Annotated in this window: 18 protein-coding genes and 1 riboswitch; of the genes, 12 read left to right on the top strand and 6 right to left on the bottom strand. The window is 59.4% G+C overall.

What is annotated here, in order from left to right; translation table 11 throughout:
- Positions 1-205 precede the first annotated feature (205 nt).
- Genes ACT3TP_RS06920 through mnhG form a run of 6 tightly spaced genes read left to right on the top strand, consistent with a single transcriptional unit; the run spans position 206 to position 6,555 of the window.
- Complete coding sequence (locus ACT3TP_RS06920) at positions 206-3,181, top strand: Na+/H+ antiporter subunit A (RefSeq protein ID WP_096283291.1); 2,976 nt, start codon at positions 206-208, stop codon at positions 3,179-3,181.
- Positions 3,178-3,627 carry a Na(+)/H(+) antiporter subunit C gene (locus ACT3TP_RS06915; RefSeq protein ID WP_096283292.1) on the top strand — a complete coding sequence of 150 codons (450 nt, stop codon included), beginning with the start codon at positions 3,178-3,180 and terminating at the stop codon, positions 3,625-3,627. The genes ACT3TP_RS06920 and ACT3TP_RS06915 overlap by 4 nt, the downstream gene beginning before the upstream one ends.
- Positions 3,628-3,629: 2 nt before the next feature.
- A complete protein-coding gene (locus ACT3TP_RS06910) occupies positions 3,630-5,234 on the top strand; it encodes a Na+/H+ antiporter subunit D (protein ID WP_096283293.1) in 1,605 nt (534 codons plus the stop codon).
- 12 nt (positions 5,235-5,246) lie between these two features.
- Positions 5,247-5,879 carry a Na+/H+ antiporter subunit E gene (locus ACT3TP_RS06905; RefSeq protein WP_105553278.1) on the top strand — a complete coding sequence of 211 codons (633 nt, stop codon included), beginning with the start codon at positions 5,247-5,249 and terminating at the stop codon, positions 5,877-5,879.
- Positions 5,876-6,142: a monovalent cation/H+ antiporter complex subunit F gene (locus ACT3TP_RS06900; RefSeq protein WP_096283295.1), complete on the top strand. Its 267-nt coding sequence runs from the start codon at positions 5,876-5,878 to the stop codon at positions 6,140-6,142. The genes ACT3TP_RS06905 and ACT3TP_RS06900 overlap by 4 nt, the downstream gene beginning before the upstream one ends.
- A complete protein-coding gene (gene mnhG / locus ACT3TP_RS06895) occupies positions 6,142-6,555 on the top strand; it encodes a monovalent cation/H(+) antiporter subunit G (protein ID WP_096283296.1) in 414 nt (137 codons plus the stop codon). Before ACT3TP_RS06900 ends, mnhG begins: the two co-directional genes overlap by 1 nt.
- Before the next feature lie 63 nt (positions 6,556-6,618).
- Here the strand turns inward: mnhG and ACT3TP_RS06890 are convergent, their stop codons facing one another.
- Complete coding sequence (locus tag ACT3TP_RS06890; RefSeq protein WP_096283297.1) at positions 6,619-6,870, bottom strand: DUF4235 domain-containing protein; 252 nt, start codon at positions 6,868-6,870, stop codon at positions 6,619-6,621.
- Positions 6,871-6,944: 74 nt separating this feature from the next.
- Positions 6,945-7,063: riboswitch (TPP riboswitch) on the top strand.
- 71 nt (positions 7,064-7,134) lie between these two features.
- Here ACT3TP_RS06890 and ACT3TP_RS06885 point away from each other — a divergent pair.
- Positions 7,135-7,752, top strand: coding sequence for an ECF transporter S component (locus tag ACT3TP_RS06885; RefSeq protein WP_096283298.1), 618 nt, complete (start codon positions 7,135-7,137; stop codon positions 7,750-7,752).
- 1 nt (position 7,753) lies between these two features.
- On the top strand, positions 7,754-10,090 hold the full coding sequence (locus tag ACT3TP_RS06880) for an ATP-binding cassette domain-containing protein (protein ID WP_444620124.1): 2,337 nt from the start codon (positions 7,754-7,756) through the stop codon (positions 10,088-10,090).
- Here the strand turns inward: ACT3TP_RS06880 and ACT3TP_RS06875 are convergent.
- Entirely contained in the window at positions 10,087-10,962 is an 876-nt protein-coding gene (locus tag ACT3TP_RS06875; protein ID WP_105553276.1) for an aminodeoxychorismate lyase, read from the bottom strand. The genes ACT3TP_RS06880 and ACT3TP_RS06875 overlap by 4 nt on opposite strands.
- A gap of 160 nt (positions 10,963-11,122) precedes the next feature.
- Between ACT3TP_RS06875 and cls the strand changes: the two genes are divergently transcribed.
- Entirely contained in the window at positions 11,123-12,619 is a 1,497-nt protein-coding gene (cls, locus tag ACT3TP_RS06870) for a cardiolipin synthase (RefSeq protein WP_444620012.1), read from the top strand.
- Between the two features lie 10 nt (positions 12,620-12,629).
- Here cls and pabB read toward each other — a convergent pair whose 3' ends face one another.
- The 4 genes from pabB to ACT3TP_RS06850 all read right to left on the bottom strand — a co-directional run bounded on the left by pabB (position 12,630) and on the right by ACT3TP_RS06850 (position 16,387).
- Complete coding sequence (gene pabB / locus ACT3TP_RS06865; protein WP_444620010.1) at positions 12,630-14,642, bottom strand: aminodeoxychorismate synthase component I; 2,013 nt, start codon at positions 14,640-14,642, stop codon at positions 12,630-12,632.
- Positions 14,629-15,138 (bottom strand): low molecular weight protein-tyrosine-phosphatase, encoded by a 510-nt coding sequence (locus ACT3TP_RS06860; RefSeq protein WP_105553364.1) that lies wholly within the window; start codon positions 15,136-15,138, stop codon positions 14,629-14,631. Before ACT3TP_RS06860 ends, pabB begins: the two co-directional genes overlap by 14 nt.
- 115 nt (positions 15,139-15,253) lie before the next feature.
- Complete coding sequence (locus tag ACT3TP_RS06855) at positions 15,254-15,877, bottom strand: LysE family transporter (RefSeq protein ID WP_105553273.1); 624 nt, start codon at positions 15,875-15,877, stop codon at positions 15,254-15,256.
- A gap of 9 nt (positions 15,878-15,886) precedes the next feature.
- The gene (locus ACT3TP_RS06850; RefSeq protein ID WP_105553363.1) at positions 15,887-16,387 is read right to left on the bottom strand and encodes a MarR family winged helix-turn-helix transcriptional regulator; all 501 of its coding nucleotides are present in this window, start codon (positions 16,385-16,387) and stop codon (positions 15,887-15,889) included.
- 111 nt (positions 16,388-16,498) lie between these two features.
- Between ACT3TP_RS06850 and ACT3TP_RS06845 the strand changes: the two genes are divergently transcribed.
- The 3 genes from ACT3TP_RS06845 (at position 16,499) to pulA (ending at position 26,540) form a co-directional block, all read left to right on the top strand.
- Complete coding sequence (locus ACT3TP_RS06845; RefSeq protein ID WP_374955691.1) at positions 16,499-18,616, top strand: MMPL family transporter; 2,118 nt, start codon at positions 16,499-16,501, stop codon at positions 18,614-18,616.
- A 303-nt stretch (positions 18,617-18,919) separates the two neighbouring features.
- On the top strand, positions 18,920-20,467 hold the full coding sequence (locus ACT3TP_RS06840) for a DEAD/DEAH box helicase (RefSeq protein WP_444620006.1): 1,548 nt from the start codon (positions 18,920-18,922) through the stop codon (positions 20,465-20,467).
- A 403-nt stretch (positions 20,468-20,870) separates the two neighbouring features.
- On the top strand, positions 20,871-26,540 hold the full coding sequence (pulA, locus tag ACT3TP_RS06835) for a pullulanase-type alpha-1,6-glucosidase (RefSeq protein WP_444620122.1): 5,670 nt from the start codon (positions 20,871-20,873) through the stop codon (positions 26,538-26,540).
- Positions 26,541-26,612 lie beyond the last annotated feature (72 nt).

Below are 26,612 nucleotides of genomic sequence, written 5' to 3'. Positions count from 1 at the left end.
CATCGTACAGGTTTGCGGTGATCAGAAAATGAATTAGCACATGCATATGCCAGTGTCGGAATTCATCATGTTGTTCTCCGGTGGCGCAATTACTCCCCGAAGCGCTCAACAGTGCATAAAATCCCCTCTGGACTGATAAAATTGCGTAGCGGACATTTTCTGTTCGTCGGACTCTGGCCCCTTGTTCAGTCGACAGAGGAGACGTGTGTTAATAATTCTCATTGCACTCTTTGCAACGGCGACGTTGTCCCCAATGCTGTTCCGGGCGCTCAAAAGAAACGCCTTCTATGTAGTGGCAATTGTTCCCGCAGTGGGTTTTATCTGGCTCATCACACGCATGCCGGCCGTCCTGGCAGCAGACCCGACCTTGTCATCCGGGGCCCCGAACGCGCCACCTTCTTTGAGCATCGACTGGATCCCGGGCCTGAATATCGGGCTGAACTTCCGCATGGATGCGCTAGCCGCAAGCCTGCTGCTGCTGATCCTCGGCGTTGGCGCACTCGTGCTGATCTACTGCGGACGCTACTTCAAGAACGATGACCCGCAAATCGGTGGCTTCGCCGCCAAGATGGTCGCCTTCGCCGGCGCCATGACCGGCCTGGTGACCGCCGACGACGTCATCATCATGTTCATCTTCTGGGAAATCACCTCGGTGCTTTCCTACCTGCTCATCGGCTTCAGCCAGCACCTGATCACCGCGCGACGCTCGGCAATGAACGCGCTGATCGTAACCACCTTCGGTGGATTGGCCATGCTCGCCGGGCTGCTGATGCTTGGCGCTCAAACCGGCAGCTACCGGCTCTCCGAGTGGATCGCGCAGTCCGAACAGCTGGTCTCCACCGGAATGTTCGTTGACGTGGCAATCGCCTTGATCCTGCTCGGAGCCATCTCCAAATCCGCGCTGGTTCCCTTCCACTTCTGGCTGCCCGGAGCGATGGCCGCACCGACCCCGGTTTCCGCCTATCTTCACGCCGCGGCCATGGTCAAGGCCGGGGTATACCTCATCGCCCGACTGGCCCCGGGCTTTTCCGAAACTGCTTTTTGGGTGCCGCTCACCGTAGGCATTGGCGTGCTGACCATGCTGATCGGCGGTTACCGCGCGCTGAAACAGTATGACCTGAAACTGATCCTTGCCTTCGGCACCGTCTCGCAGCTTGGCTTCATCATTGCGATCTTCGGCTTCGGCACCGCCGAAGCCGCCTTCGCCGCGCTGGCATTGACGCTGGCACATGGCTTGTTCAAGGCCACCTTGTTCCTCACCGTGGGCATCATCGACCACAACACCGGTACCCGTGATATCCGCAAGCTCTCCGGACTGCGGCGCAGCATGCCGATCCTGGCGCTGATCGCCGCTATCGCCGTCGCGTCGATGGCGGGGATCCCGCCATTGTTCGGATTCGTCGCCAAGGAGGCGGTCTACGAGGCCGCCTTGCACCTGGACACCGGCTGGGGGACGTTCGCGCTGATCGGGCTGGTTCTGGGCGCCGCGCTGACCATGGCCTATTCCTTGCGCTTCCTCATCGGGGCCTTCGGCGTGAAACCGAAGATCGCCGGCGAGACCACGTATAAGCGTCCCTCGCTGATCTTCCTGAGCCCCCTGCTGGTGTTGACCTTGTGCACCCTGGCGCTGGGCCTCTACCCGAAATTCATCGAACCGCTGATCGCCCACTGGTCGCTCCTGCAGGGCGGACCGGGGCAGATGCATCTAATGCTTTTCGCCGGGTTCAACCCGGCCTTGGGACTGAGCGCCATCTCGGTGGCCATCGGTATTTTGTTCTTCTGGCTGCGCAAGCGCACCGATACCGGAGCGCCGTTGCGGCGCAGCGTGATTTCCGCCGAGGAAGTCTACCGCGGGAGCATCAACGTGCTGGACCGTGTCGCCATTTGGACCACCGGTCGTACCCAGCGTGGTTCGCTGTCCTTCTACCTGGGCGTGATCCTCATGGTCGTGCTCATCTTGCCGCTGTCCATCGCGTTGACCGTCGAAACTCCGTGGCCCACCAACTGGGTCATTGCCGATCATCCGGCCCAGCTGGTCATCGGCGCGATCATCATCACCGGTTGCGTGATCGCGATCGTGGCGCCGAAGCGTTTCATGGCGGTGCTGATGGTCTCGGTGACCGGCTACGGGATGGTTGCCATCTTCGCGCTGCAGGGCGCCCCGGATCTGGCGCTCACCCAGCTGTTGGTGGAAACCATCGTGCTGGTCTCCTTCGTGCTGGCGCTGCGCGCCCTGCCCAAACGCCTCTGGGTTGGCCTGACCGAGATCAATTGGGGCCGCGCGGTGCTCGCCATCGCGCTGGCGATCATGGTGGTGTATATCGCTATCGCGATGATGGCCGCACGCACCGAAGCCCCGATCTCGCTGGCCTACCCGGATCTGGCCTACTACGAGGGCTTCGGCGAGAACATCGTGAACGTGACGCTGGTGGACATCCGCGTCTGGGATACCTTCGGCGAGATCACCGTGCTGGCGGCTGCGGCCACGGGCGTGGCCTCGCTGATCTTCGCCGGCCGGAGCTTCGGGCAGCGCGTGCGCGCCCATCATGTAGCACCGGGAAGCATCGACCGCGGCTCCGAAGCCATGGGCGACCAGCGGAGCAAGGAAGTTGGGCTGCGCGTGGCCCGGCGTTTCGCCAGCTCCAGCAACCAGGACTGGCTGATGGCCGGCAACACGCTGGTGGCCGAACGGCGTTCGATCATTTTCGAGATTGTCACCCGGCTGGTATTCCACACGGTGCTGCTGCTCAGCGTCTATGCGCTGATCGCCGGGCACAACGCCCCCGGCGGGGGATTCGCCGGCGGGCTGATCGCGGGGCTGGCCTTGACCATCCGCTACCTTGCCGGCGGACGCGTGGAGCTCTCCGAATCGATGCGTGTCGCACCTGGCATGCTGATCGGTGGCGGCTTGGCCCTGGCCGGAATTGCCGGAGTGATTCCGGTGCTTTTCGGCGACCCGATCTTCACCACCTACGTATGGGAATTCTGGCTGCCGGTCTTTGGCGAACATAAGTTCGTCACCTCAACGATTTTCGATATTGGAGTGTATCTGGTGGTCCTTGGCCTCGTACAGGACGTCCTGCGCTCCCTGGGTAGCGAAATCGATGAGCTCTCCGAGGGGCGCTCACCGATCGAACAACACGATGTCACCCACGCCACGGCTTCGGGGGTAGGACGATGAGCGTGAATATTACCTTCCTGGTGATTACCGGCGTGCTGCTGGCCGCCGGATTCTATCTGGTACTGGAACGTACCCTGACCCGCGTGCTGCTTGGCATCATGCTCTTGGGCAACGGGGTGAACCTGCTGATCCTGACCAGCGGCGGACGCCGCGGGGTGGCGCCGCTGTTCGATTCGAGCATTGCCCCGGAGGAGTACTCCGATCCGTTGCCGCAGGCCTTGATCCTCACCGCCATCGTGATCACCTTCGCGGTGACCGCGTTCCTGCTCGCGATGATCTATCGTTCCTGGGCGCTGACCAGCGCCGATGTGGTTGCCGACGATACCGAGGATATTAAGGTTTCGCAGTCCACCGCATATGACGAAGAAGAAGATTCGCCGGTAGCCGAGGACACGACAGAATTCGTCGATGAAGAAGGCCGACCGATTAGAGAAGGGGAAGAGTAACCATGGAATTTCTCGAACTCTCCCCGCTGGCTGTTCTGCTGCCGATATTCGGTGCCGGCGCAGCGTTCCTGGCGCGCCGCCGCCTCCGTGTCCAGCGGCTGATCACGATCGGCATCCTCTGCCTGACGCTGGTTCTCGAAGCCGGCATGGTGGCAGCGGTGTGGGGCGGCGAAAGCTATGCCATCCATATTGGCGGCTGGGACTCGCCGTTCGGCATTGCGCTGATGGTCGACGGCTTCAGCTCCTTCATGCTGCTGATTTCGACCGTGGTGTCCCTCGCGGTGCTGTTCTACGCGACCAGCCAGGGCCTGGCCGATGGGGACGAACCGGGGCCGGTATCGGTCTTCCACCCGGCCTACCTGATTCTGCTCGCCGGCGTGTCCAACGCCTTCCTCGCCGCGGATCTATTCAACCTGTATGTCGGCTTCGAAATCCTGCTGACCGCCAGCTACGTGCTGCTGACCCTCGGCGGTACCGCCGAACGCATCCGCGCCGGAACCACCTATGTGGTGGTTTCGGTGGTGTCCTCGGTGATCTTCCTGATGGCGATCGCAATGATCTATGCCGCCACAGGTACCGTGAACATGGCAGACCTGGCGGTGAAGCTGCCCGAACTGGACCAAGGCCCGCACCTGATCCTGCACGTGCTGCTGCTTATTGCCTTCGGCATCAAGGCCGCCGTTTTCCCGCTCTCGCTCTGGCTTCCGGACTCCTATCCAACGGCTCCGGCCCCGGTCACCGCGGTATTCGCCGGGCTGCTGACCAAGGTCGGGGTGTACGCGATCATCCGTACCGAAACGCTGTTGTTCCCCGGCGGGACGGTTAACGCCGCGCTGCTGGTGGTTGCGGCATTGACCATGGTCATCGGTATTCTCGGTGCGCTGGCCCAGACGGACCTCAAACGTATGCTTTCGTTCACGCTCACCAGCCACATCGGCTACCTGATCTTCGGTGTTGCCGTCGGCGGACCGCTGGCCATCGCCGCCACCATCTACTACGTGGGCCACCACATCATCGTGCAGACCTCGCTATTCATGGTTGCCGGGCTCATCGAACGCCGAGCAGGCAGCGCGAACGTGACCAAACTCGGCTCGCTGGCCAAGCTGTCTCCGATGCTTGCCGTGCTCTTCTTCATTCCGGCCATCAACCTCGGCGGCATCCCGCCCTTCTCCGGATTCCTCGGGAAGTTCGGGCTGTTGCATGCGGCGTCGTCCGAGGCAGACGCCTTGACTTGGGTGGTCATCGGCGCCGGGCTGCTGACCAGTTTGCTGACCCTGCTTGCGATTATTCGTGTGTGGGCGCGTATGTTCTGGCGCCGTGCGGCGGATGCCGAGGTGCCGAACGCGCAATTGATCGCAGAATCGACGCGGGTTCTGGAACATGCCGCGGCAGGCGGCGCCGAGTCCCCGCATCTGGGCAGGAAGCTTGCCCGCGAGTTGGAATCCGAGTCCCTGCCTTGGGGGATGCGCTACGCGACCGGTTCGCTCGTTGCCGCAGGTATCGCGCTGACCATTTTCGCCGGGCCGATCTTCGCCTTCTGTGAACGCGTGGCGGCCGAATTGATTGCACGTGAACCATTCATCAACGCAGTACTACCGTTGAGTTAGGAGGAAAGGCGCATGAAGGACAAGAACCTCAAACATCGTGACCAGCGCATCGATGATGCGCTGGATACCTCCGGTGTCCGTCACCGTGCCACCTTCAAGCAGGAGTGGCCGTTGCTCCTGCTGCTCATCTTCGTATGGGGTGCACTGTGGCAGGACTTCTCGGCCGGGAATCTATTGTTTGGCGCGATTATTTCGATCGTCATCGTGAATCTATTCCCGCTGCCGCCGGTGGTGCTTCCCGGACGAATAAACCTTTGGTATTGCCTGAAGCTCTTCGCGTGGTTCCTCGGTCAGGTATTCGTCGCCAGCGGCCATGTGGCGCGAGTTGCGATAGTACGCCGTAAGAAGGCACGCAGCGCGGTGATCGCAGTGCCGCTGCGCACCGAATCTGACTTGGTAGTGATGACCGTGGGCCATGTGCTGACCCTGATCCCAGGTTCCTTCGTGGTGGACGTGGACCGCAGCAGTTCCACCTTGTACCTGCACTATCTCGATGTGAATAGCGATGCGGATGTGGAAAAGGCGCGAGCGAATATCCACGACATTGAACGCCGGTTGATCATGGCCATCGGAAGCCCCGATGAATACGAGGCGATCAAGAATGAATGCGGTCCGGATTTCTCCAGCAGGAAGCCCAAGAAATGATTGAAATAGCTGTATGGATTGGCGGAGTGATGCTGGCGCTGGCCTCTATCGCTTGCCTGTGGCGGGTTTTCAAGGGCCCCTCGATTCTTGACCGGGTGCTCGCTCTCGACGTCATGCTGTTGATCATTTCCAGTGCGCTGTGCCTAGACATGGCGCTGAACCGGCACACCGATTACCTGCTGTTCACGGTGGTTGCCTGCACCTTGGGATTCATCGGCTCGGTTACCGTCTCGCGGTTCGTATCGGATCAGAGGAACGCCTAATGGACACGTTCTTAGAAGCACTCGCTGCGCTCTTGCTGGTACTTGGTTCCCTGATGTCGCTGATCGCCGGAATCGGTTTAATTACCTTCCCGGATCTGCTTTCACGCATGCACGCGGCCACCAAACCACAAGTATTGGGCTTCCTGCTGCTCTTCGCCGGACTCATCATCCACTTGCGCAGCTGGGGACTGATCCCGGTCTTTGCTTTGGCCTGGGGATTGCAGCTGCTGACTGCCCCGGTATCGGCGCACATGATTGGCCGCGCCGGATATCGCACGAAGCACGTGGCGAAAGAAACCTTGCATGTTGATGAACTAAAACAGGTCATTAGCAATCATTCGCAGACGACCGGAACCACCGCAGCGGTGCCGCCAGCGAAACCTGCACAGAACGACGAGCCCGAGAGCACCTAGCTGCTGGTTAAACTTTGGTGGGGCAGGCCAAATGGCCTGCCCCACCAAAGGAATTCGGCAATGTTACTTGCTGAACTTCTTCATGGCCTTGTTGGTGCCGCGATCAGCCAGCACCTGGATAATCGATGCGACCACGGCGGAGAAAATGGCGAACCCCAAAGCCTGGCGCATACTCGCTTCCGCGGCTGCTTCCTTGCCGTGACGTGGCGCGTCGTTTCCGGTGAAGCCTTTCCAGACCTTGTCGACCAGTCGGCTTCCAAGCATTCCCGCTCCCATTGAAATTCCAAGGGTAACAAGCTTCTGCACTGAGTTCATGAGGACCTCGCATTCGCGTCGTAAGGTTTCGTTCTGTAGCCCAGCATACCTGCGGTATGGTGGTTGAGCAGTAATCATTCCGACAGGGGAGCGTCATGCCGTTCGCGGTGCAAGACGCTGAGAGTGCGATAGATCGCAGACCCTCGAACCTGCCCCGGCTAGTACCGGCGAAGGAAGTCGAGCATCTCGGATGCGGATCATGGCGCGCGATTAAACGCCCACCGGTCCGTGCATCTCCCCTCCTTACATAGGAGGACAAACCTTATGAACGTTGCACCAGCAACTAACCGTGCCAGCTGGCGCGTGGTCGACATCGTTGTGGCCTCGGTAATCGCGGTCGCCTCGGGCGTTATCTTTTGGGCTTGGAACGCCGGATACGGATTGGTCAGCCTTGCTTTCGTGGCTTTCCCACCGGCAAGCGCCTTCGTATCTGGCATGTGGCTTTTTCCCGCGGTGCTCGGTGCGTTGATTATCCGGAAACCCGGTGCCGCGCTGTATTGCGAGATCCTCGCCGCCGTCATCTCAGCCTTGCTAGGTTCCCAATGGGGATTAGCGGTGCTGTTCTCCGGCCTGATCCAGGGGCTCGGAGCCGAGGTGGTCTTTGCCGCAGTGAGGTACCGCCGGTGGAACCTGCCGGTGGCACTGCTTGCGGGATTCATGTCGGGAATTTTCGGCGGAATCGGCGAAGCCTACCTGCTGGGTTACTTCGCTGAGTACACCGAGGCGATGAAGCTGTTCCACGTAGTTGCCATGGGCATTTCCGGCCTAGTTATTGCCGGACTTCTCTCGTGGTTGGCAACCCGTGCTCTGGCGAAGACCGGTGCTCTGGGAGCATTGGCTAGCCGTTCGGCACACCTTGAAGGTTCGCTGCGCAGTGCCTGAATTGAGTTCTTCGACTACCGAAGCCACCCCCGGGCACCTCGGCGGTGGCGGCTTTGAGATCACGGCCGACAACTTTGGCTGGCACCATGCCGAACGTCCATTGCCGGCGCTTAGCGGACTGGACCTGCATATTCCCGCCGGGCAGAAGGTCCTGCTGCTAGGCGCATCTGGCGCCGGTAAATCAACGCTCTTGCACGCCTTGGCTGGAGTTCTGGAGATCGACGAACGGCAGCAGGCCACTGGCAAACTGCAGATTCAGCGACGGGATGCCTTTGCCCGCAGCTTCCCGGTCGGGTTGATGCAGCAAGACCCCGAAACACAGATCGTGCAGAGCCGGGTCGGCGACGATGTCGCCTTCGGTGCGGAGAATCTTGGAATGGCTCCGGAACTGATCCGCGCGCGAATCCCCGAGGTGCTTCGCGCGGTAGGACTTGGGAATCTGGATTTGTCGCACCGCACCCAGGAACTCTCCGGTGGCCAGAAGCAGCGGCTGGCCTTGGCCGGGATTCTTGCTATGGGCCCCGGTCTGATGCTCCTGGACGAACCCACCGCAAACATTGACCCGTCGGGGATCGCGCCGCTGCGTGATGCGGTGATTGCCGCCGCCAATGCCACCGGTGCGACACTGCTTGTGGTGGAACATCGCTTGCAGGCCTGGGCAGAACACGTAGACCGCGTACTCGTCCTTGCCCCTGGCGGAGGGATCGCCCATGACCTCGAGCCGCGGGCGCTCTTTGAGAATGAAAAGATTCGCCGTGAATTAGCCAGGGCGGGCATTTGGATTCCCGGCTACGTTCCGCACACCGAACCTCTCCACTCACGCGAGGGAGCGGAACTGCTCGCGGCGGTGAACTTGCGCGCGGCGCGCCATCCGCAGGCGGTGCGCACGGCCGAAATCAACTTGCGGCTGCGCGCCGGCCAAGCGTTGGTCATTCGCGGGGAAAATGGTGCAGGGAAATCCACTTTGGCGCTGACCTTAGGCGGATTGCTCGAGCCGGCCACGGGCAGTGTCGAAGCAAGCAGCGACCTGGCCGATGGGTTGAGTCCGCAACCCTTCAGCTGGCGGGCAGGGGCATTGGTTGCACGGATCGGGTCGGTATTCCAGGAACCGGAACATCAATTCGTCACGCAAAGCGTCCGCGAAGAATTGGCATTCGCACCTACCCGAGCACGCCAGGCCGGGGTGGAGAACGAGAAGTACGCTCCAGCGCAGATTGCTCTGCGGGTGGAGGAACTGCTGGACCGCTTGGGGCTTGCCCATCTGGGCGAGGCCAACCCGTTCACGCTCTCCGGTGGCGAGAAACGCCGACTTTCGGTAGCGACGGTGCTGGCCGCCTCACCAGATGTATTGATCTTGGACGAACCGACCTTCGGGCAAGATGCCAATACGTGGCTGGAACTGGCAAACATCCTGATCGAGGCGCTCGAATCGGGGATAACCGTGGTCGCGGTGACCCACGATGAAGATTTCGCTCACGCGCTCAACGCGGCGCAGATCGTAATGACTCGCGAGGGGCCGGATGCCAAGCCGGCAGCGGTACGCCAAGGCCCGATGCTCGACGCGCCCTTGGGGGATAGCTGGCTGGCAAAAATCAATCCGTTGGCCAAGCTGGGTGCGATCGCTGCGGCAACCTTTCCGTTGATCTCGACCATCGACTGGGTCTCTGCCTGCGTGGTCATCCTTGCTACGCTCTTTGCCTTGCCGCTGGCGGGCTTGCGTTTGGGCACGTTTATGCGCCGCGGCTGGCCGCTTATTGTTGCCGGGGCCCTCGCCGCCTGGGGAATTGCCTTGGTAGGTGAAGACTCCGGCGAAACGCTGCTAAGCCTGGGGATACTCAGCATTACCGAAGGATCGGTGAGCGCCGGAGTAGCTACCGGATTGCGTACCCTGGCGCTCGCGGTGCCCACGGTGCTCTTGCTCAGTTCCACGAACCCCAGCGACCTCGGCGGCGCCTTGGCGCAACAACTCAAGGTTCCGCACCGCTTCGTCTTGGGAGCCCTGGCCGGGATGCGGTTGCTGGGCTTGCTGGTGGAGGAATTCACCACCCTGACGCTGGCCCGCCGCGCGCGAGGAGTCGGCGACCTTCGCTCACCGACCCAACGGGTGAAGGCGAAGCTCGGGCAGGTGCTCGCGCTGTTGGTGCAGGCATTGCGCCGTGCCGGAAGGCTTGCGGTGACCATGGAAGCCAAGGGCTTCGGCACGGGAACACGTACCTGGGTGCGCTCGGTGTCCTTCACATGGCGTGACGGCGCAGTGTTGGCAACGGGTGTGCTATTGGGTACCGTGGCCATCGGTGCCGCCTTGTGGGCGGGCACCTTCAACCTGGTCTGGAGTTAGCGGACCGAAGCGCTGAGCTCGCTGAGCTCCGCATGGAGCTCGGCGTCTAGGCGCAGCGGTTTCGCGTCAAGGGTGTGGACCGCAGTGAGCAGCCGTACCGAAGAAACCAGCCAGACCCCATCGGCCTGATAGAGGTCCTCCGGTCGGAGCGGACCGTAGCCCAGCTCCCAACCGTACTGTTCCGCCGCGTCGAAGATCGCGCTTTGGGTAGTGCCGGGCAGGATGCCAGTTTCAAGCATCGGGGTGATCAGCCGTTTGGTGTCTCCATCGCGTTGGGCAATGAGCACGGTTGAAGTTGGGCCCTCCAAGACCACACCGTCCGAGGAGGTGAAGATGACGTCCTGGGCTCCGTGCTTGTGCGCGAAACGCAAGGCCGCCATATTCACCGCATAGGACAAGGTTTTGGCGCCCATCAGAAGCCAGGGGGCCCGCTCGGCAAGCTTCGAATCGTAGCCGCGGTCCAGCAGCAGAACGTCGATTCCGGTCTCGCGCTGGTCTTTGCCCAACTGCGGGGCGGGGGCCACGGTTACCCAGCACAGCGCTTGCTCGGCGTCGGAATCAGCGCGCGAAACCACGAGTTTGACCACTGCTTCTTCGGCGCCGCCATCGGCGTCAAAGTCAGCCACGGCGGTATCGATGGCCGCGCGCCAACGGTGCTCGTCAGGGATGACAAGATCGCAGGCCTCGGCGGAAATAGCCAGACGGGCCAGATGCGCTTCCATTTTGCGTACGGCCTGGTTGGTGTACAGCATCGACTCGAACACGCCATCGCCTCGAGTCACGCCTTGGGCGGTTACTGGAAGTTGTGGTGCGTTAATGTCTGCCAAGCGCCCGGCAGGATACGCCGGATCAAGGAATACGAGTGAGCTCATAGTTAAAGATTATCGAAACTTTGCCGCACTACGCACCAATGAGGGCTTCAAGCACGCACAAGTCGCCACGGATTGGATAGTCTAAGTCAAGGAGTTTGGCGCGCTGACTGCGTCAAAGACGCTAAATTCGTAAATGAAAAAGAGAGCGGAGCGTGTTTAGATGTTGCCTAGCGGCGAACTGTTGCTTCAGATTGGTGCCTTCCTGTGGCCAATTGCCGTAGCAATTGACATCATTGTGCGCTTCGTGATGATTGGCATCGTCCCCGGAAACCGCCGTCCAACCACCGCCATGGCCTGGCTATTGGCGATCTATTTCATTCCCGTGGCAGGCCTGGCCGCTTACCTGCTTTTTGCGAATCCGAGGCTTTCGCGGCGTCGTTTGGAGAAGCAACGCCGCGCCAATGAAAGCATCACGAACGCCACCTCCCACATGCAGCTTCCCGAAGAATTCCACTCCACCGAAGAATGGGTGGAGTCTGCGGTCGTCCTCAATCGCAAGCTTGGGGCGTTCCCGCTTGACGGAGGAAACAAAATTGAGGTGCTTTCCAATTACAAGGCATCCCTGGAATCCATGCGCCAGGCCATCGAGCAGGCGCAACGCTACGTGCACATCCAGTTCTACATCATGGGCGATGATGAAGAATATGTTGGCCCGGTCCTCGACGCATTGGAGGCCGCCGCACGCCGCGGGGTGAACGTCCGCCTGCTCTTCGACCACCTAGGCACCTTGCGCGTGATCGGCTACCGGGATTTGAAGAAGCGGCTGCGCAAATCGGACATCGAATGGCGCGCGATGCTGCCCATCGACCCGATTGGCCGGCGCTGGCGACGCCCGGATCTGCGCAACCACCGCAAGATCCTCGTCGTGGACGGTGCGGTAGCGTTCACCGGCAGCCAGAACCTGATCGAACCGGGCTACAAGCGCGAGTCAGCCCATGCCCTAGGCCGCGAATGGGTCGAGATGATGCTGCGCGTCGAGGGTCCATTGGTGCGTAGCCTGGACGTCACCTTCGCGACCGATTGGTGGCAGGAAGATGACACTACCGATGTCTTGTCGGATTTGACCGAAGCCTCGCACCCGCTGTCGCAGGCAGATCAACCCGGAGCAACACTCGCCCAGGTATTGCCGAGTGGACCGGGCTACGAATCCGAAAATAACTTGCGGCTATTCAATACCCTGATGTACTCGGCCACCGAACGGCTGAAAATCACCAGCCCGTATTTCGTCCCCGATGATTCGCTGCTCTATGCCATCACCACCGCCGCGCAACGCGGCGTGGAGGTCGAGCTTTTCGTCTGCGAAAAAGGAGACCAGTTCCTGGTGCATCACGCGCAACAGTCCTATTATCAGCAGCTGCTGCAAGCTGGCGTGAGAATCTACCGCTACCCGGCCCCGAAGGTGCTGCACACGAAGTGTTTCACCGCCGATAACGATGTTGCCGTGGTCGGCTCTTCGAATATGGATATGCGGTCGTTCAGCTTGAATATGGAGATTTCGGTGATGATGCTCGGCCCGGAGATTGTCGACGCGGTGAACAAGGTGCAAGATCACTACCGCGAAATATCTTCGGAGCTGACCTTGAGCGAGTGGCGCCGCCGTCCACGCTTGCAGCGCTGGATCGACAACGTCTGCCGGCTGACCGCTACGCTGCAGTAATCCACGGGGCTCAGTCTCGCACCGGGAATTCTGTGCCGAGCGCCGAAAGCACACCCACGGATTTGGTGAGCACTTCTTCCCATTCCTCCTGCGGGTCGGAATCGGCGGTGATGGCACCGCCAAGCCCGAGGCTCAATTCCCAGCCATCGGTGGACAACCGATCGCAGACAAGGGTACGGATGACTACCGAAAAATCCGCCGATCCATCGTGGCCAAGGTAGCCTACGGCGCCCGAGTATAGCCCGCGGGGCCGTTGCTCTTCCAATTCGTCGAGGATCTCCATGCTCGAGAGCTTCGGGGCTCCGGTCATCGACCCCGGAGGAAAAGCTTCGCGCAGGGCCAGGGCCGCGTCTTGGCGGCTTCGCAACCGGGCATCAATGGTGGAAACCATTTGATGAACCGTCGCATAGGTCTCCACCGCGCACAGGCGCTTGACGGCTACCGTGCCGGGGAGCGCATAGTGCGACAGATCGTTGCGCAGCAGATCCACGATCATGATGTTTTCGGCGCGGTCTTTCGGGTGCGTGGCCAGATCGTGGGCCAGCGCCAGATCTTCGGGCTCGCTTTTACCGCGCGGGCGGGTTCCCTTGATCGGTTCGGCACGAAGTTTGCCGTGGGCGTCCAAGCTCAGGAATCTTTCCGGGGAGATGCTGGCGACCTCGAGATCCGCTATGCGAAGGTAGTGCGCAAAAGGTGCGGGGCTGGATTCGCGCATCCGGCAATAGGCTTCGAAGGGCGAGAAATCTTCGACCCGGGCTTTCAGCACAGTGGTGAGGCAGGCCTCGTAGGTGTTTCCCTCAAAAATCTGTTGTTGAACCGTCCGGACCTTCTGCCGATATCCGTTGGCGGAATCTGCGCATTCGAAGGCCAGGGCCGGCAATGGGGCGCCCTGGCGCGTACCGGCCACGGCGGCCGCCGCGATGATCTCGCTAAGCGCGGCTACGCGGTCGGCGGCGCAGTGGAGCATCAGGCGATCCAGCCGGTGGTCGACGACCAAGAGGGCATCGGGGCAGAAGAACTGCGCGTCGGGCCGAGTGCTGCCATCGGCCAACAGGACGCTGCGATCTCGTGCGCCGAGCTCGCGGCTCAATTCATAGCCCAGATAGCCCACCCATTGCGGCAGCGGATACTCCTGGGCCAGCGCCGAGTGCGGGGGCCACAAACGGTGCAGGGCGGTGAAGAACTCCCCGCCTTGCTGCACGGTGGCCGAGCCGGCATGGACTACGGTTCGATTCGCTACGCTCGAAAGGACTGCGGCGGCGGGATCCAGCGCCAAGGCGAGCACCGAGTACCTATTGCGATCCAACGGATCGGTAAGTTTGTGGCTCGTGGATTCCAGCAGTGCGGCCCTCGGCAGGGCGGAGGCTACGGCCTCAAACAGGGCCGCTACATCTGCCGGCGCCGCGAAGGTCGCCTGCAGCGCTGGGGCCGGCGCCGGTTCATCGTGGGGGAGCAGGCGTTGCAGCGCGGCCGGGAGGAATCGATGCGCCGCGCGTAGCTGTTGGCTCGGGGTTTGCTCCGTTGCCGCATTCAGCACGATGGTGGCGTGTTCTTGCGGGGCCTCTGCGTGGAGATAGGCCGTCTCTTGGGCAGCCCACTGCTGCCAGTACGGGCGGTAGGTTTCGCCGTCTCGCGCCAACGCCCGCTCGCGGCGCAGGGTCGCGGGCGCGTCCAGCCAGATGCTCACATCCACGTAGTCGCGCGCAGCGGTTCCAGCGGCGCCAACGCCTTCGATGATGAGCACCGGGCCGGGGGCAAAGGTTCGTGGCGCCCCATATTGGTTCGTTTCCCAGTCCCAGGCTTGCCAAGCCACTTCGTGGCCTTGAGCCAGTTCGGGCAGGATCTCAGCGTAGAGCTTCCGGGCGCGTCCGAGCCCATCCCATCCGGGATACAGGTCTTCGAGGTGCAAGATATCCGCGCTTGCGCTGGCCCCCAGGGTGGTGGCTAGGGCGGCCGCGAATTGTGTTTTGCCCGCGCCGGAACGACCGTCGAGGGCAATAATATATGGTCTAGCGGTTTCCACGGGAGGCGATATTACTCCGCACATAATCGACGAGGGCGGGCAGGCTGGCAGCGATCATCTTCCAAGTTTCCCTGAAATCCCCGGCGTCGCCATACCAAGGGTCGTAAACGCCCTGGCTGTCATGGGGCTCGTTGGCAATTGCCGGATCGAAAGACCGGAACATGCGAAGCAGCGGTCGATCGGCTTGGTCGATCTCGGCTAGGTCCGGCACAAGGAATTCGAAGTGATCGGTGTCCATTGCCAATACCAGGTCCATATGCGCCAGTTCTTCGACGGTGACCTGTTGCGCCACATGCTCGGTGGCATCAAGACCGTGCTCGCGCAGGGTGTTTGCCGCCCGCGGGTCGATGGGATGGCCAACTTCCCCGTCGGTGGTCGCCCTGGAAGAGAGCTCGACCTCGGAGACCCCCGCGTCGCCCAACGCATTTTTGAGCATGTACTCGGCCATAGGCGAACGGCAGATGTTTCCCGTGCACACGATCATTATCCGGAACATGTCATTAGTCTAGGCACAAGTGGGGCTAACCTTCGAGAGCTACGCGCCCTAATTTATGAGAACAAAAAGGCAACGATTTTGCTACGCGCTTCGGTGCCGTGGTGCTGCGCGGTGACTAATGCAGGAAAAGCAGCAGTGCGGCCACGAAAATGAAGAGCGTGCCAAAGACCAGATTAAGGATCTTCGCTCCGCGCGTGGTGGCGGTGAATCGTTGAAAGGTGCGTGCCGTGGCGGCGAAGAAGAACCACATCACCAAGATATCCACGCAAATGATCGTGCCGATGTAGATGGCATACTGCGCGATCAGCGGCTGGTCCGGACGAATGAACTGCGGTGTGAACGCCAGGAAGAACACGATGGCTTTGGGGTTCAGCAGATTCACCAGGATTCCGCGCCGAACCATCGCCCAGCGGCCCACCGCACCGCCTTGAGTGGTTCCGTCCGAGGCGACATCCGGTTTGGAAAGAATCATGCGGATGCCCAAATACACCAGATAGGCCGCGCCGGCATAGCGCACCGCGGCGAAGATCGCCGGTGATCCGGCAACCAGCAGCCCGACTCCAGCGGCAACGATGATCACGTGCATGAGCAACGCGATCTGCTGGCCGAGGATTCCCCAGATGGATGAGCGGAAGCCAAGCCTCATCGCGTTGGTCATCGTATTGATTGCGCCAGCGCCCGGGGTGAAGCTGATGACGATGCTCGCTCCGAGCAGGGAGATCCAAAGTGCAAGAGTCACTGGATCAGCTTAGTGTGTTTCGGCCCCCGGAGCGGATTTGGCTTCGTGACGTGACACGACTTCAGCTCTGGCGGCGTCGACCCCGGCTACGACTCGGCTCATGAAATCGGTAATGAGCGAGATTTGCTCGGAATCGTAGTCGGCGACGATTTCGAGCATGTTCTTGCCCAGCGGCAGAAACATCTCCTTCCCTGCGCGGCGTGCTTTGTCGGTCATCGCGATGCGCACGACCCGGCGGTCCTTGTCGGTTCGCTGCCGTTCGATATAGCCGATCTTTTCCAGCCGATCGAGCATCGCCGTCGTTGCCGGCGAGCTTAACTGCAGGTCCCGGCTTAGATCCCGCGGGGAGGGAAGGGCGCCGCGCAGCTGATGCTTCATGATGATCGAAAGCGCGTTCATATCCGTGCGGTGCGTGCCGTGGATCGATCCGGTCGACTCAACATATCGATCGGATGCAAGGCCGAATTCTCTTAATAGCGCCACAAGCTGATGGTTTGTAGTCGTAGACATGGCTTTGATTGTATAGTTCATTTAATCATTCCATGATGGAACTACTTTCTGCTAGGCTGAGCTTGCCCGACATTCTTGGCAGAACCGTGTCATTGCGAAAAGGAACAAATCGTGCCGCATCTGAGAAAGCCAGAGTTGCCTTCGAAAAAGAAAGCCGTGGGAGTCCGCTTGGGGGTGTATTCCCTGGTGATCTTGCTTTGGTTGGCGATTGCAGGGGTGGGCGGGCCAACTTTCGGCAAGCTCTCCGAAGTCCAGACGAATGACCAGGTTGCCTTCCTGCCGGCAACCGCAGAGGCGACCCGAGCCCTTGAATGGCAGAACAAGTTCCGCACCTCGGATGCGATTCCGGCGGTGGTTCTGGTCACGAGCGAAACCGACCTCCCGGCCAGTGCCGGGGAGGACCTGGCCGCGCAGCTCGCGGACTTCGCCTATCTTGACGGGCAGGTTACCGGCCCCTTCGTTTCGGAAGACGGGCAAGCCGTTGAACTGCTGGTGCCGGTGAGCGCAGAGGTGAAAGCGAATGTTGGAGTCGAAGACCTTCGGGCGAAGCTGGCGCAGATCATCCCCGATGGCACCACGGGTTATGTCACCGGCCCCGCCGGGTTCAGCGCCGACCTCACCGAAGCCTTCGGCGGAATTGACGGGGTGCTTCTGGGCGTAGCCCTCGTGGCCGTGCTCGTCATCCTGCTGCTGGTCTATCGATCGGTGCTGCTGCCATTTGCAGTATTGCTCACCTCGGTGGTGGCGCTTTGCGCGGCGATCCTCACTGTTTACTACATGGCCGATGCGCAGTGGATCAGCCTCGACGGGCAGTCGCAAGGAATCCTGTCGATTCTGGTGATCGGTGCGGCGACGGATTACTCGTTGCTCTTCGTGGCGCGGCACAAGGAAGCTCTGGCGGAAGGCAAGGACAAGCGCCAAGCCGTCGCCAAGGCCTGGCGCAGCTCCTTGGAGCCGATTGTCGCCTCCGGCGGCACCGTGACGGTCGGCCTGCTCTGCCTGCTGTTCTCCGATCTGAACTCGAACAAGGCGCTGGGGCCGATTGGGGCCAGCGGCATCATCTTCTCCATCATTGCCGCTCTGACCTTCCTGCCCGCAGTGCTTGGCCTGCTCGGCCGGGCCGCCTATTGGCCATTCCCGCCGAAAGCCGCACAGCACGGTGAGCATGCCGTGGTGAAAGAAGGGCTGTGGGGGCGCATCGCGAACTTCGTCGCTGCCCATCCGCGTCCCATCTGGATCCTCACGTTGTTGGTTCTTGCCGCGGGTGCGCTGGGGGTAACCCAGCTCAAGGCGCATGGCGTTCCGCAAAGCGAGCTGGTCATTGGCGGTTCGGAATCACGGGACGGGCAGGCCGCCCTCGGTGAGCACTTCCCTGCGGGATCCGGCTCACCAGCCATCGCGGTGGTGAGCGAAGCCGATGCGGCCATCATCCTCGAAGATGTACTGGATGTCACCGGAGTGGACTCCGCTTACTTGCAGGCAGAAGACGGCGGGCCAGCCATGGCCGCACGCGGTGCCGACCCGCAAGTGATCGAGGGACGCAGCCTGATCTCCATCACATTGAGCGACGCCGCGGACTCGGATGAAGCCAAGGAAACCATTGGCGCACTCCGCGCGGCGGTTCATGCGGTGGACGCCGAGGCGCTGATCGGCGGAACCACCGCGACGCAGCTCGACACGGCCGATACCGCTCTGGCGGATTTGGCCAAGATCATTCCGCTGACACTCATAGCGATCCTGATCATTCTGATGCTGTTGCTGCGTTCGGTGCTCGCGCCGGTGCTGTTGATCGTCACCACGGTCATCTCCTACGGAACCGCAATGGGCGTGAGCGCCTTGGTGTTCAACGGCATCTTCAACTTCTCCGGCGCAGACCCGGCGGTGCCCCTGTTCGGTTTCGTATTCCTGGTGGCCCTCGGCGTGGACTACAACATCTTCCTGATGACCCGGGTGCGTGAGGAAACCTTGAAGTATGGAACCCGCGAGGGCATGCGCCGGGGGCTGAAGGTAACCGGCGGGGTGATCACCTCGGCGGGTGTAGTTCTGGCAGCGACTTTTGCGGCCTTGGGTGTCGTGCCGATCATGTTCCTCGCCCAGCTGGGATTCATCGTGGCCTTCGGGGTTCTGCTTGATACCTTCATCGTTCGAAGCCTGCTGGTGCCGGCGCTAGTGGAGGAAATCGGGCCGAAAGTCTGGTGGCCCTCGAAGCTCGCGAAGAAGGCCGAATAACCCCCGACGTGTCTGAGATCTCTTGATTTGCGGGCATTTGACGGACTCAGGCACTGTCTGGGTCCGTCAATGGCCTGTAGACTGGGGTTGTGCGCACCAGTAAGTGATTTGGTGATTCTCCCGGAAAGCTCGGTGCGCATTCGTCGACAGTTTAGATTTCCCGCTGATGATCTGCGCCGCAATGCGCCTTTCCTCTCCCCAAGTTATCGGCCCGATTATGGCTTTTGCTTGTGGTGGACTTCCTCCTGGCTCGGCGAAACCAAACGTCGAAACCGGCGTGCGAATCAGAGAGAAAGTTTGAGCGTGACTACAACTTTTAGCGCCCTTGGCGTGCCCGAAAACCTATCGAATGTCTTGGCGAAGCTAGGCATCGAATCGGCCTTCCCCATTCAGGAAGCGACCCTTCCCACCACACTTGCAGGCGGCGACGTCCTGGGCCGTGGACAGACCGGTTCCGGCAAGACCCTTGCCTTCTCGATCCCATTGGTAGCGCGCTTGGCGCAGCGACCACAGCGTCGCAAGGCTCGCTTCCCACGAGCATTGATCATGGCTCCAACCCGCGAATTGGCCACCCAGATTGCCAAGGCAGTGGACCCACTGGCGGCAGCCTCCGGACTGCGCACCACCGTGATCTACGGCGGCGTGGCTCAGAGCCGCCAGGAGAAGGCCATGAACGAGGGCGTTGACATTGTCATTGCCTGCCCCGGCCGCCTTGACGATTTGATCAAGCAGAAGGTCGTTGACCTGTCCCAGCTGGAAATTTCGGTTCTGGACGAGGCCGACCACATGGCCGACATGGGCTTCTTGCCGGTAGTGCGCCGCATCATGGACCGCATGCCAACAGGAATCCAGCACATGCTGTTCTCCGCCACCTTGGACAATGGCGTGGACAAGGTCGTCAAGCGCTACCTGAGCAATCCAACCATCCACTCGGTTGATGCCCCGGAAGCCGCGGTGAACACCATGGAACACCACGTCTTCGTGATCCCGGCTGACGACAAAAAGGAACTGATCCGTATTCTGGCTCAGGGCACCGGACGCCGCATCATGTTCATGCGCACCAAGCACCACGCCAAGAAGATGGCAGTTGTCCTTTCAAAGGCTGGAGTCCCGGCAGTTGATTTGCACGGCAACCTGTCGCAGAACGCTCGTGATCGCAACCTCGCAGCCTTCTCCTCGGGTGAGGCGAAGGTACTGGTAGCCACCGACGTGGCCGCCCGTGGCGTACACGTTGATGGTGTGGAGCTCGTTGTGCACGTGGACCCACCGGCAGAACACAAGGCCTACACCCACCGCTCGGGCCGTACCGCACGTGCAGGTTCGGATGGAACCGTAGTGACCATCTGCACCCCTGATCAGCAGGGCGACGTTTCGACTTTGCTGAAGCAGGCCGGGCTGAAGGTACCTTTCGAAAAGGTCAACCTGAACTCGCCAGTTGTGGCTAAGGTCGTCGGCGAAGTTGCCGAACTCGTTCCTTATGTTGCTCCAGCACAGCAGACCCGCAACCCAGCGAAGAAGAAGCCTGCCGGCGAATCCTCGAACGCCCGTGGCGGACGCGGTGGCGCACGCAATGCACGCGGCGGCAAGCCTGCCGGTGAGGCACAGGGCCGCGGCGGAGACCGTCGCCGTTCAGATCGTTCCGGTGCATCGAACCAGTCGGAGCGTCCAGCACGCGAATCACGCGGCGCTAATGCTGAGCGTCCAAGCCGTTCGGCTCGTGGAGCGAATGGCGAGCGTCCGTCGAACTCCTCACGCTCAGCACGATCCGGAGGCCGCAATGCTGCAGGTGCCGCAGGTGGTCGCTCACGTGGACCACGTCGTGCATCAAGCCCTGCTACCGGCGGACGGTAAGAACTAGTACGAAAAAGAACCTCCAGACAGCCAAAAGCTGTCTGGAGGTTCTTTTTGTAGTGGGGTTGCCGACCTGACCGGACAATGGGAATTGGAGACTTTTGTGCCGCATTGTGCAAACGTTTCCTATGTAAAAAGTTGGAAAAATACTGAAAAGTTTGATGTTTTCCCTGCATCCGAGTGTAAATGTTGGAAACGCTTGCACTTGATGGAATTCGCTCAGTAGTGTGGGCTGAATCACTGGCGAGTCAGCTCTTATGGCTTGCCGCTCGCACCTTCGAACTCAATGGAGCATTTCGTGAACAGCAAAAGCGCTGCTTCCTCCGTGCGCAGTCAGCCACTGCCACCATACCTTCATAAACGTAGTTGGCGTCGTTGGGTCACCGCCTTGGCCGCAACCCCGATGCTGGCGCTCGCACCCATGGCACCCCTGGCTAATATTCCCGCCGTGGCAGATGAAACTTCTGTGACTCTGGCCGGTTCTTTTCAGTCGTTGTTGGGATGTTCCGCTGACTGGATGGCTGACTGTGAAGCTACCAGCCTGCAATCCACGGACCAGGAAGGGCAATACAGCCTGGAAGTGGAAGTTCCGGCGGGGAACTATGAATACAAAGTAGCGTTGAACAAAAGCTTTGACACGTCTCATGGACTGGATGGGGGAGAAGAGAACATTCCCCTAGCCCTGAGTGCGGATAGCCGATTGCGCTTCACCTTTGATACGGCCACTGGGCTGACACAAGTTGTGCCACTGGACCTTCGCGGAGAATATTCAGATACTGATGCCGAATTGGTCGCTGCGCCGGTCAGGCAAGCCGGTTCTGGTGAGCAATTCTATTTCGTCTTGACAGACCGCTTTGCCAATGGCTCAACGGCTAACGACACCGGCGGTTTGGAAGGTGATCGACTAACCACCGGGTTTGATCCGACGGACAAAGGATTCTATCAAGGCGGTGATATCGCAGGCTTACACTCCAAGCTCGACTACATTCAGGGCCTTGGCACCAGCGCCATCTGGCTCACGCCCAGTTTTAAGAACATGCCGGTTCAGGGTAGTGGTGATGATGCCAGCGCCGGATATCACGGCTATTGGGTCACCGATTTCACTCAGATCGACCCACATCTAGGCACCAATGAAGAACTCTCCGAACTGATTGATGACGCCCACAAGCGTGGCATCAAGGTGTATTTCGACATCCTCGTGAACCATACCGCGGATCTCATCGACAATAAGGAAAAGAAGTATTCCTACGTTGAGCAGTCTTCCGTTCCCTATAAGGATGCTCAGGGTCAAGCCTTTGACCCGGCGGACTACGCAGGCAGTGATACCTTCCCAGAGCTAGACGCTTCCAGTTCCTTCCCTTATACCCCGGTTGTTTCTGACCAAGTCAAGAAGGTCCCCGACTGGCTCAATGATCCAACGCTCTATCACAACCGCGGGGACTCAACCTGGGAAGGTGAGTCGGTCACCTATGGCGATTTTCAGGGGCTTGATGACCTCATGACCGAAAATCCTAAGGTAGTCAACGGTTTCGCAGAGGTCTACAAGAAATGGGTGGACTTCGGAATTGATGGCTTCCGCATCGACACCGCAAAACATGTGAATTTTGAATTCTGGGAACAATGGACCAAACAAGTTCAGGACTATGCACGAGCCCAGGGTAAAGACGACTTCTTCATGTTTGGCGAAGTTTATGATGCCGATGCAAAGAAGCTTTCGCCCTACGTGCGTAAGACGGAAATGAATTCCGTCCTTGATTTCACGTTCCAATCTGCTGCTGCCGGTTTCGCGGGAGGAAATTCAGCCAAAACGCTAAGCACGCTGTTCTCGGCGGATGACTACTACACCACGGCAAACACCTCAGCTGATGCTCTACCAACTTTCCTTGGCAATCACGATATGGGGCGCATTGGGTACTTCCTGAACAACAGCAATCAGAAACTCAAACGTGATGAACTGGCCCATGAACTGATGTTCCTGACCCGTGGCCAGCCGGTGGTTTACTACGGTGACGAACAAGGATTTGCAGGCACCGGTGGAGACAAGGATTCTCGCCAATCACTGTTCGCTTCTCAAGTCTCGGAGTATCAGAACCAAGAATTGATTACCGGAGAAAAGCTCGGAACCCAAGATCGTTATGACAGTGATTCTCCGATGTACCAGCACATCGCGGCCCTCTCTAAACTTCGCGAATCAAACAAAGCGCTGAAGGGCGGGGCACAAGTAGAGCTATACGCCCAAGATTCCAAGGGAGTCTATGCATTCTCGCGTGTGGACCGTGACGAGAAAACCGAATACCTGGTGGCCCTGAACAACTCGGAAGAATCCGCTGATGTTGAGTTGTCGACTCTGACCTCCGACGCAACCTACTCAGCGCTCTATGGCGCCGAAGACAAACTCAGCAGTGCTGCGGACGGGAAACTCAACGTGACGGTGCCAGCGCTATCTGCAGTGGTTTATAAAGCTGACAAGAACGTAGATAGTGCTGCCTTCACACCTGAGATTTCCGCTCCAAAATCTGGGGCCGGGCTCAGCGGCGCAACACCCGTATCCGTGGATTTAGGCGAACAGGCGTGGGCTGAAACAAGCATGTCGTGGCGTGAAGTGGGCACCGAGAAGTGGCACCTACTGGGCGTGGCAGAAGACCACACCCCACGAGTCTTCCACGACGTTTCATCGCTACCACAAGGCACCTTGGTGGAATATCGTGCCGTGAGTACCAATGCCGCAGGAGAACACAGCGCCGCTTCCACCTATGCTTCCGTGGGCAACGACGTTTCCGGGTTTGCGAAGGAAAAACCGGCTGAATCGGATATCTCCATGGTCACCGTGCCGGGAAGCCATAACACCGAAATGGGTTGTGTCACCGACTGGGATCCGGCCTGCGAGGCAGCCAAACTCACTGAACAGCCTGGCGGGGTCTATTCTGGTGAATTCGATGTCCCAGCAGGGGACTATGAATACAAGGTAGCCATCAATGGATCATGGGATCTGAACTATGGCGCTGCTGGTATTGCCGGTGGTGACAACCTTAAATATTCTCACGAAGGTGGGACCGTCAAGTTCTTCTTCGATCCCCGCAACAACATCGCACAAAGCGATCAACAGGGTCCGATGATCACCTTACCGGGAAGTTTTCAAGACGAATTGGGCTGTGAATCCGACTGGGATCCAACCTGTCTCGCTACTTTAATGGCGGACTCTGATGCTGACGGTACCTACGAATTCACTACGGAGAAGATCCCGGCTGGTACCTACGAATTTAAGGTGTCACACAACTTCGGGTGGGACGAAAATTATGGCGTTGACGGTGCCGTCGGAGGTGCTAACTACAGTCTTTCGGTAACCGAAGGAAAGCCAGTGAGCTTCAGCTACGACTCGAAGACTCACCTGTTGCAGATTGGTTCTGACACCCAAACAGTCGCCGGCGTTGGTCAAATGAAAGCGCAGTGGATTTCCGCTGACACCCTAGCGATTCCTCGTGATCTAGGCACTGGTGAAAACTATGCCCTCTACGCTTCAAAGGACGCCAGCTTGAAATTGGAGGGAGAAGAGATCTCCGGTGCGAAGCCAATCGAGCTCAAAGAAATTATTGGTGGGTTGAGTGCCGAACAACGCAAGAAGTTCCCACACCTTGCCGACTACCGTGCCTTGCGTGTTGAGCTAGATCGCGAAGACGTAGCCTCTGCATTGCGTTCACAACTGGCATTGGCACGATTTGATGGCGAAGGGGATACCCAGAAACTCACCGCCTTCACCGGAGTTCAGAGTGCTGGTGTCATTGATGATCTCTATGCCAAGGCGCTTGACGATGTAGAACTCGGCGTGAGCTTCACCGGAAAACGCCCTACCTTTAGGCTCTGGGCACCCACGGCCCAAAAAACAACACTGCTGATTACTGACAAGAAGGAGAAGACTGCACGATACGCTGCTAGCTATTCGAAGGACAGCGGTGTGTGGACGGTAAAGGGTAAACCTCAGATGGCTGAGGCGAAGTACCGGTGGGAAGTTCAGGTCTTTGTCCCTGAAACGGGCAAGATCGAAACGAATATTGTTACCGATCCATATTCGGTTGCGTTGACCACTAGTTCCACCCACTCGGTCGCGGTGAGCTTGGAAGACCCTCACCACCAGCCAAAACAGTGGCGTAAGGCCAAAGCCAAAAACGTCGAAAAGGACGTGGACCGCAGCATCTATGAACTGCAGATCCGTGACTTCTCGATTTCAGATGCTTCGGTGCCCGAGAATCAGCGGGGCCGCTACGGAGCGTTTGGAGCAAATGGGGCCGGGAGTAAACAGCTCAAACAGCTTTCCGAGGCTGGCCTGACTACCGTTCACCTGCTGCCAAGTTTTGATATCGCCACCATTGAGGAGGAACAGTCACAACGTGTTGAGACGGACTGTGATCTGAAGTCGCTGCCGGCAGCTTCCAGCAAACAACAAGAGTGCGTTACTGCCCACGGTGATGAAGACGGATTCAACTGGGGGTACGACCCCTTCCATTTCATGGCTCCGGAAGGTTCGTACGCCACGAACCCTGAAGGAGCGAACCGTGTCGAAGAATTCCGCTCGATGGTTGGATCCTTGCACAGCATGGGGCTAGAAGTAGTGCTTGATCAGGTGTTCAACCACACCGCAGCCTCGGGTCAAGCCGATCGCAGTGTGCTGGATAAGATCGTGCCTGGCTACTACCACCGACTTGATGCCACCGGGAAAGTGGAAACCTCGACCTGCTGTCAGAACCTGGCCACGGAACACGCTGCGGCGCAGAAACTGATGGTTGATGCCCTGGTGGTGTGGGCCAAGGACTATAAGGTTGATGGATTCCGTTTTGACCTCATGGGCCACCACTCACGAGAAACCATGGAAGCCGTACGCAGTGCATTAGATGAACTGAAGCCGGGACGTGACGGAGTGGACGGCAAGTCCATTTACCTCTATGGCGAAGGATGGAACTTTGGTGAGGTGGCGGACAATGCTCGCTTCTATCAAGCGACTCAGGGGCAAATGAACGGTACCGGCATCGGGACCTTTAACGACCGACTGCGCGATGCCGTTCATGGTGGCAGTCCTGTTGAATCATCCTCAACATTCCGTCAGGGCTTTGGTACTGGCTTGGGAACGGATCCCAACGGTAAAAAGGTCAATGGGAGCACCGAGGAAGCGTTGAAAGATCTCGGCCACGAAACCGACCTAGTGAAGCTCGGCTTGGCTGGCAATCTCGCAGACTTCGAATTCCTCGCTTCGGATGGCAGTGTGCACCGTGGTGATGAATTGGATTACCGCGGAGCGAAAGCAGGCTATGCTTCGCAGCCGGGAGAAGTGATCAACTATGTTGACGCGCACGATAATGAAACGCTCTACGACCTCACTGTGCTCAAGTTGCCACGAGATACTTCCATGGAGGATCGGGTGCGGATGAATACTCTCTCGCAAGCAACCGTGATGTATTCACAAGCTGTTACGTTCTGGCATGCCGGAACCGAGTTATTGCGTTCAAAGTCTTTGGACCGAAATTCCTATAACTCGGGGGACTGGTTCAACCGCATCGACTTCACCGGAGTGGAAAATACTTTTGGCTCGGGTCTTCCGCCCGAGGCAGATAACGGGGAGAAGTGGGATCTGATGGCTCCACTATTAGAAGACCCTGCGCTCAAGCCGGATGCCAAGGCCATGGCTGATGCTGAAGGGGCAGCCTTGGACTTGCTGCAGACCCGCAAGGAAGTTGGACTCTTGCGATTGGGCTCAGCTGATCTCATTGGGCAAAAGGTGAGCTTCCCGCTGGGCGGGTCTGAGGCTGAACCGGGAATTATCGTGATGCGCATTGACGACACGGTGGGTAAGGATGTCGATCGCAAGCATGACGGTGCCTTAGTCCTCTTCAATGCCTCGCCGAAGGAGAGCACGCAAAAGCTTGAGGAGCTGGTAGGTCACGACTACTCGCTTGCCAAGTCTCTTGCGAAAGGCAGTGATGACCGGGTGAAGTCAACTTCGTTCGACAGTGCCACCGGTGAGCTGACTATTCCGGCGCGCACCGCGGCAGTCCTAGTGGAACCTCAGGGCTCGGCTAAGTAGTAGAACGGAGCATTCCTACTGGACCATCTGTAGGGATTATTCGCAGGACCATTGTTGGTAGATGAACTGATC

Source organism: Glutamicibacter sp. AOP38-B1-38 (genome assembly GCF_052377485.1).
In the GTDB taxonomy this organism is placed as follows: Bacteria; Actinomycetota; Actinomycetes; order Actinomycetales; family Micrococcaceae; genus Glutamicibacter.
Note: the sequence above shows the minus strand (reverse complement) of the source record. Positions and strands in the feature narration are given on the sequence as shown.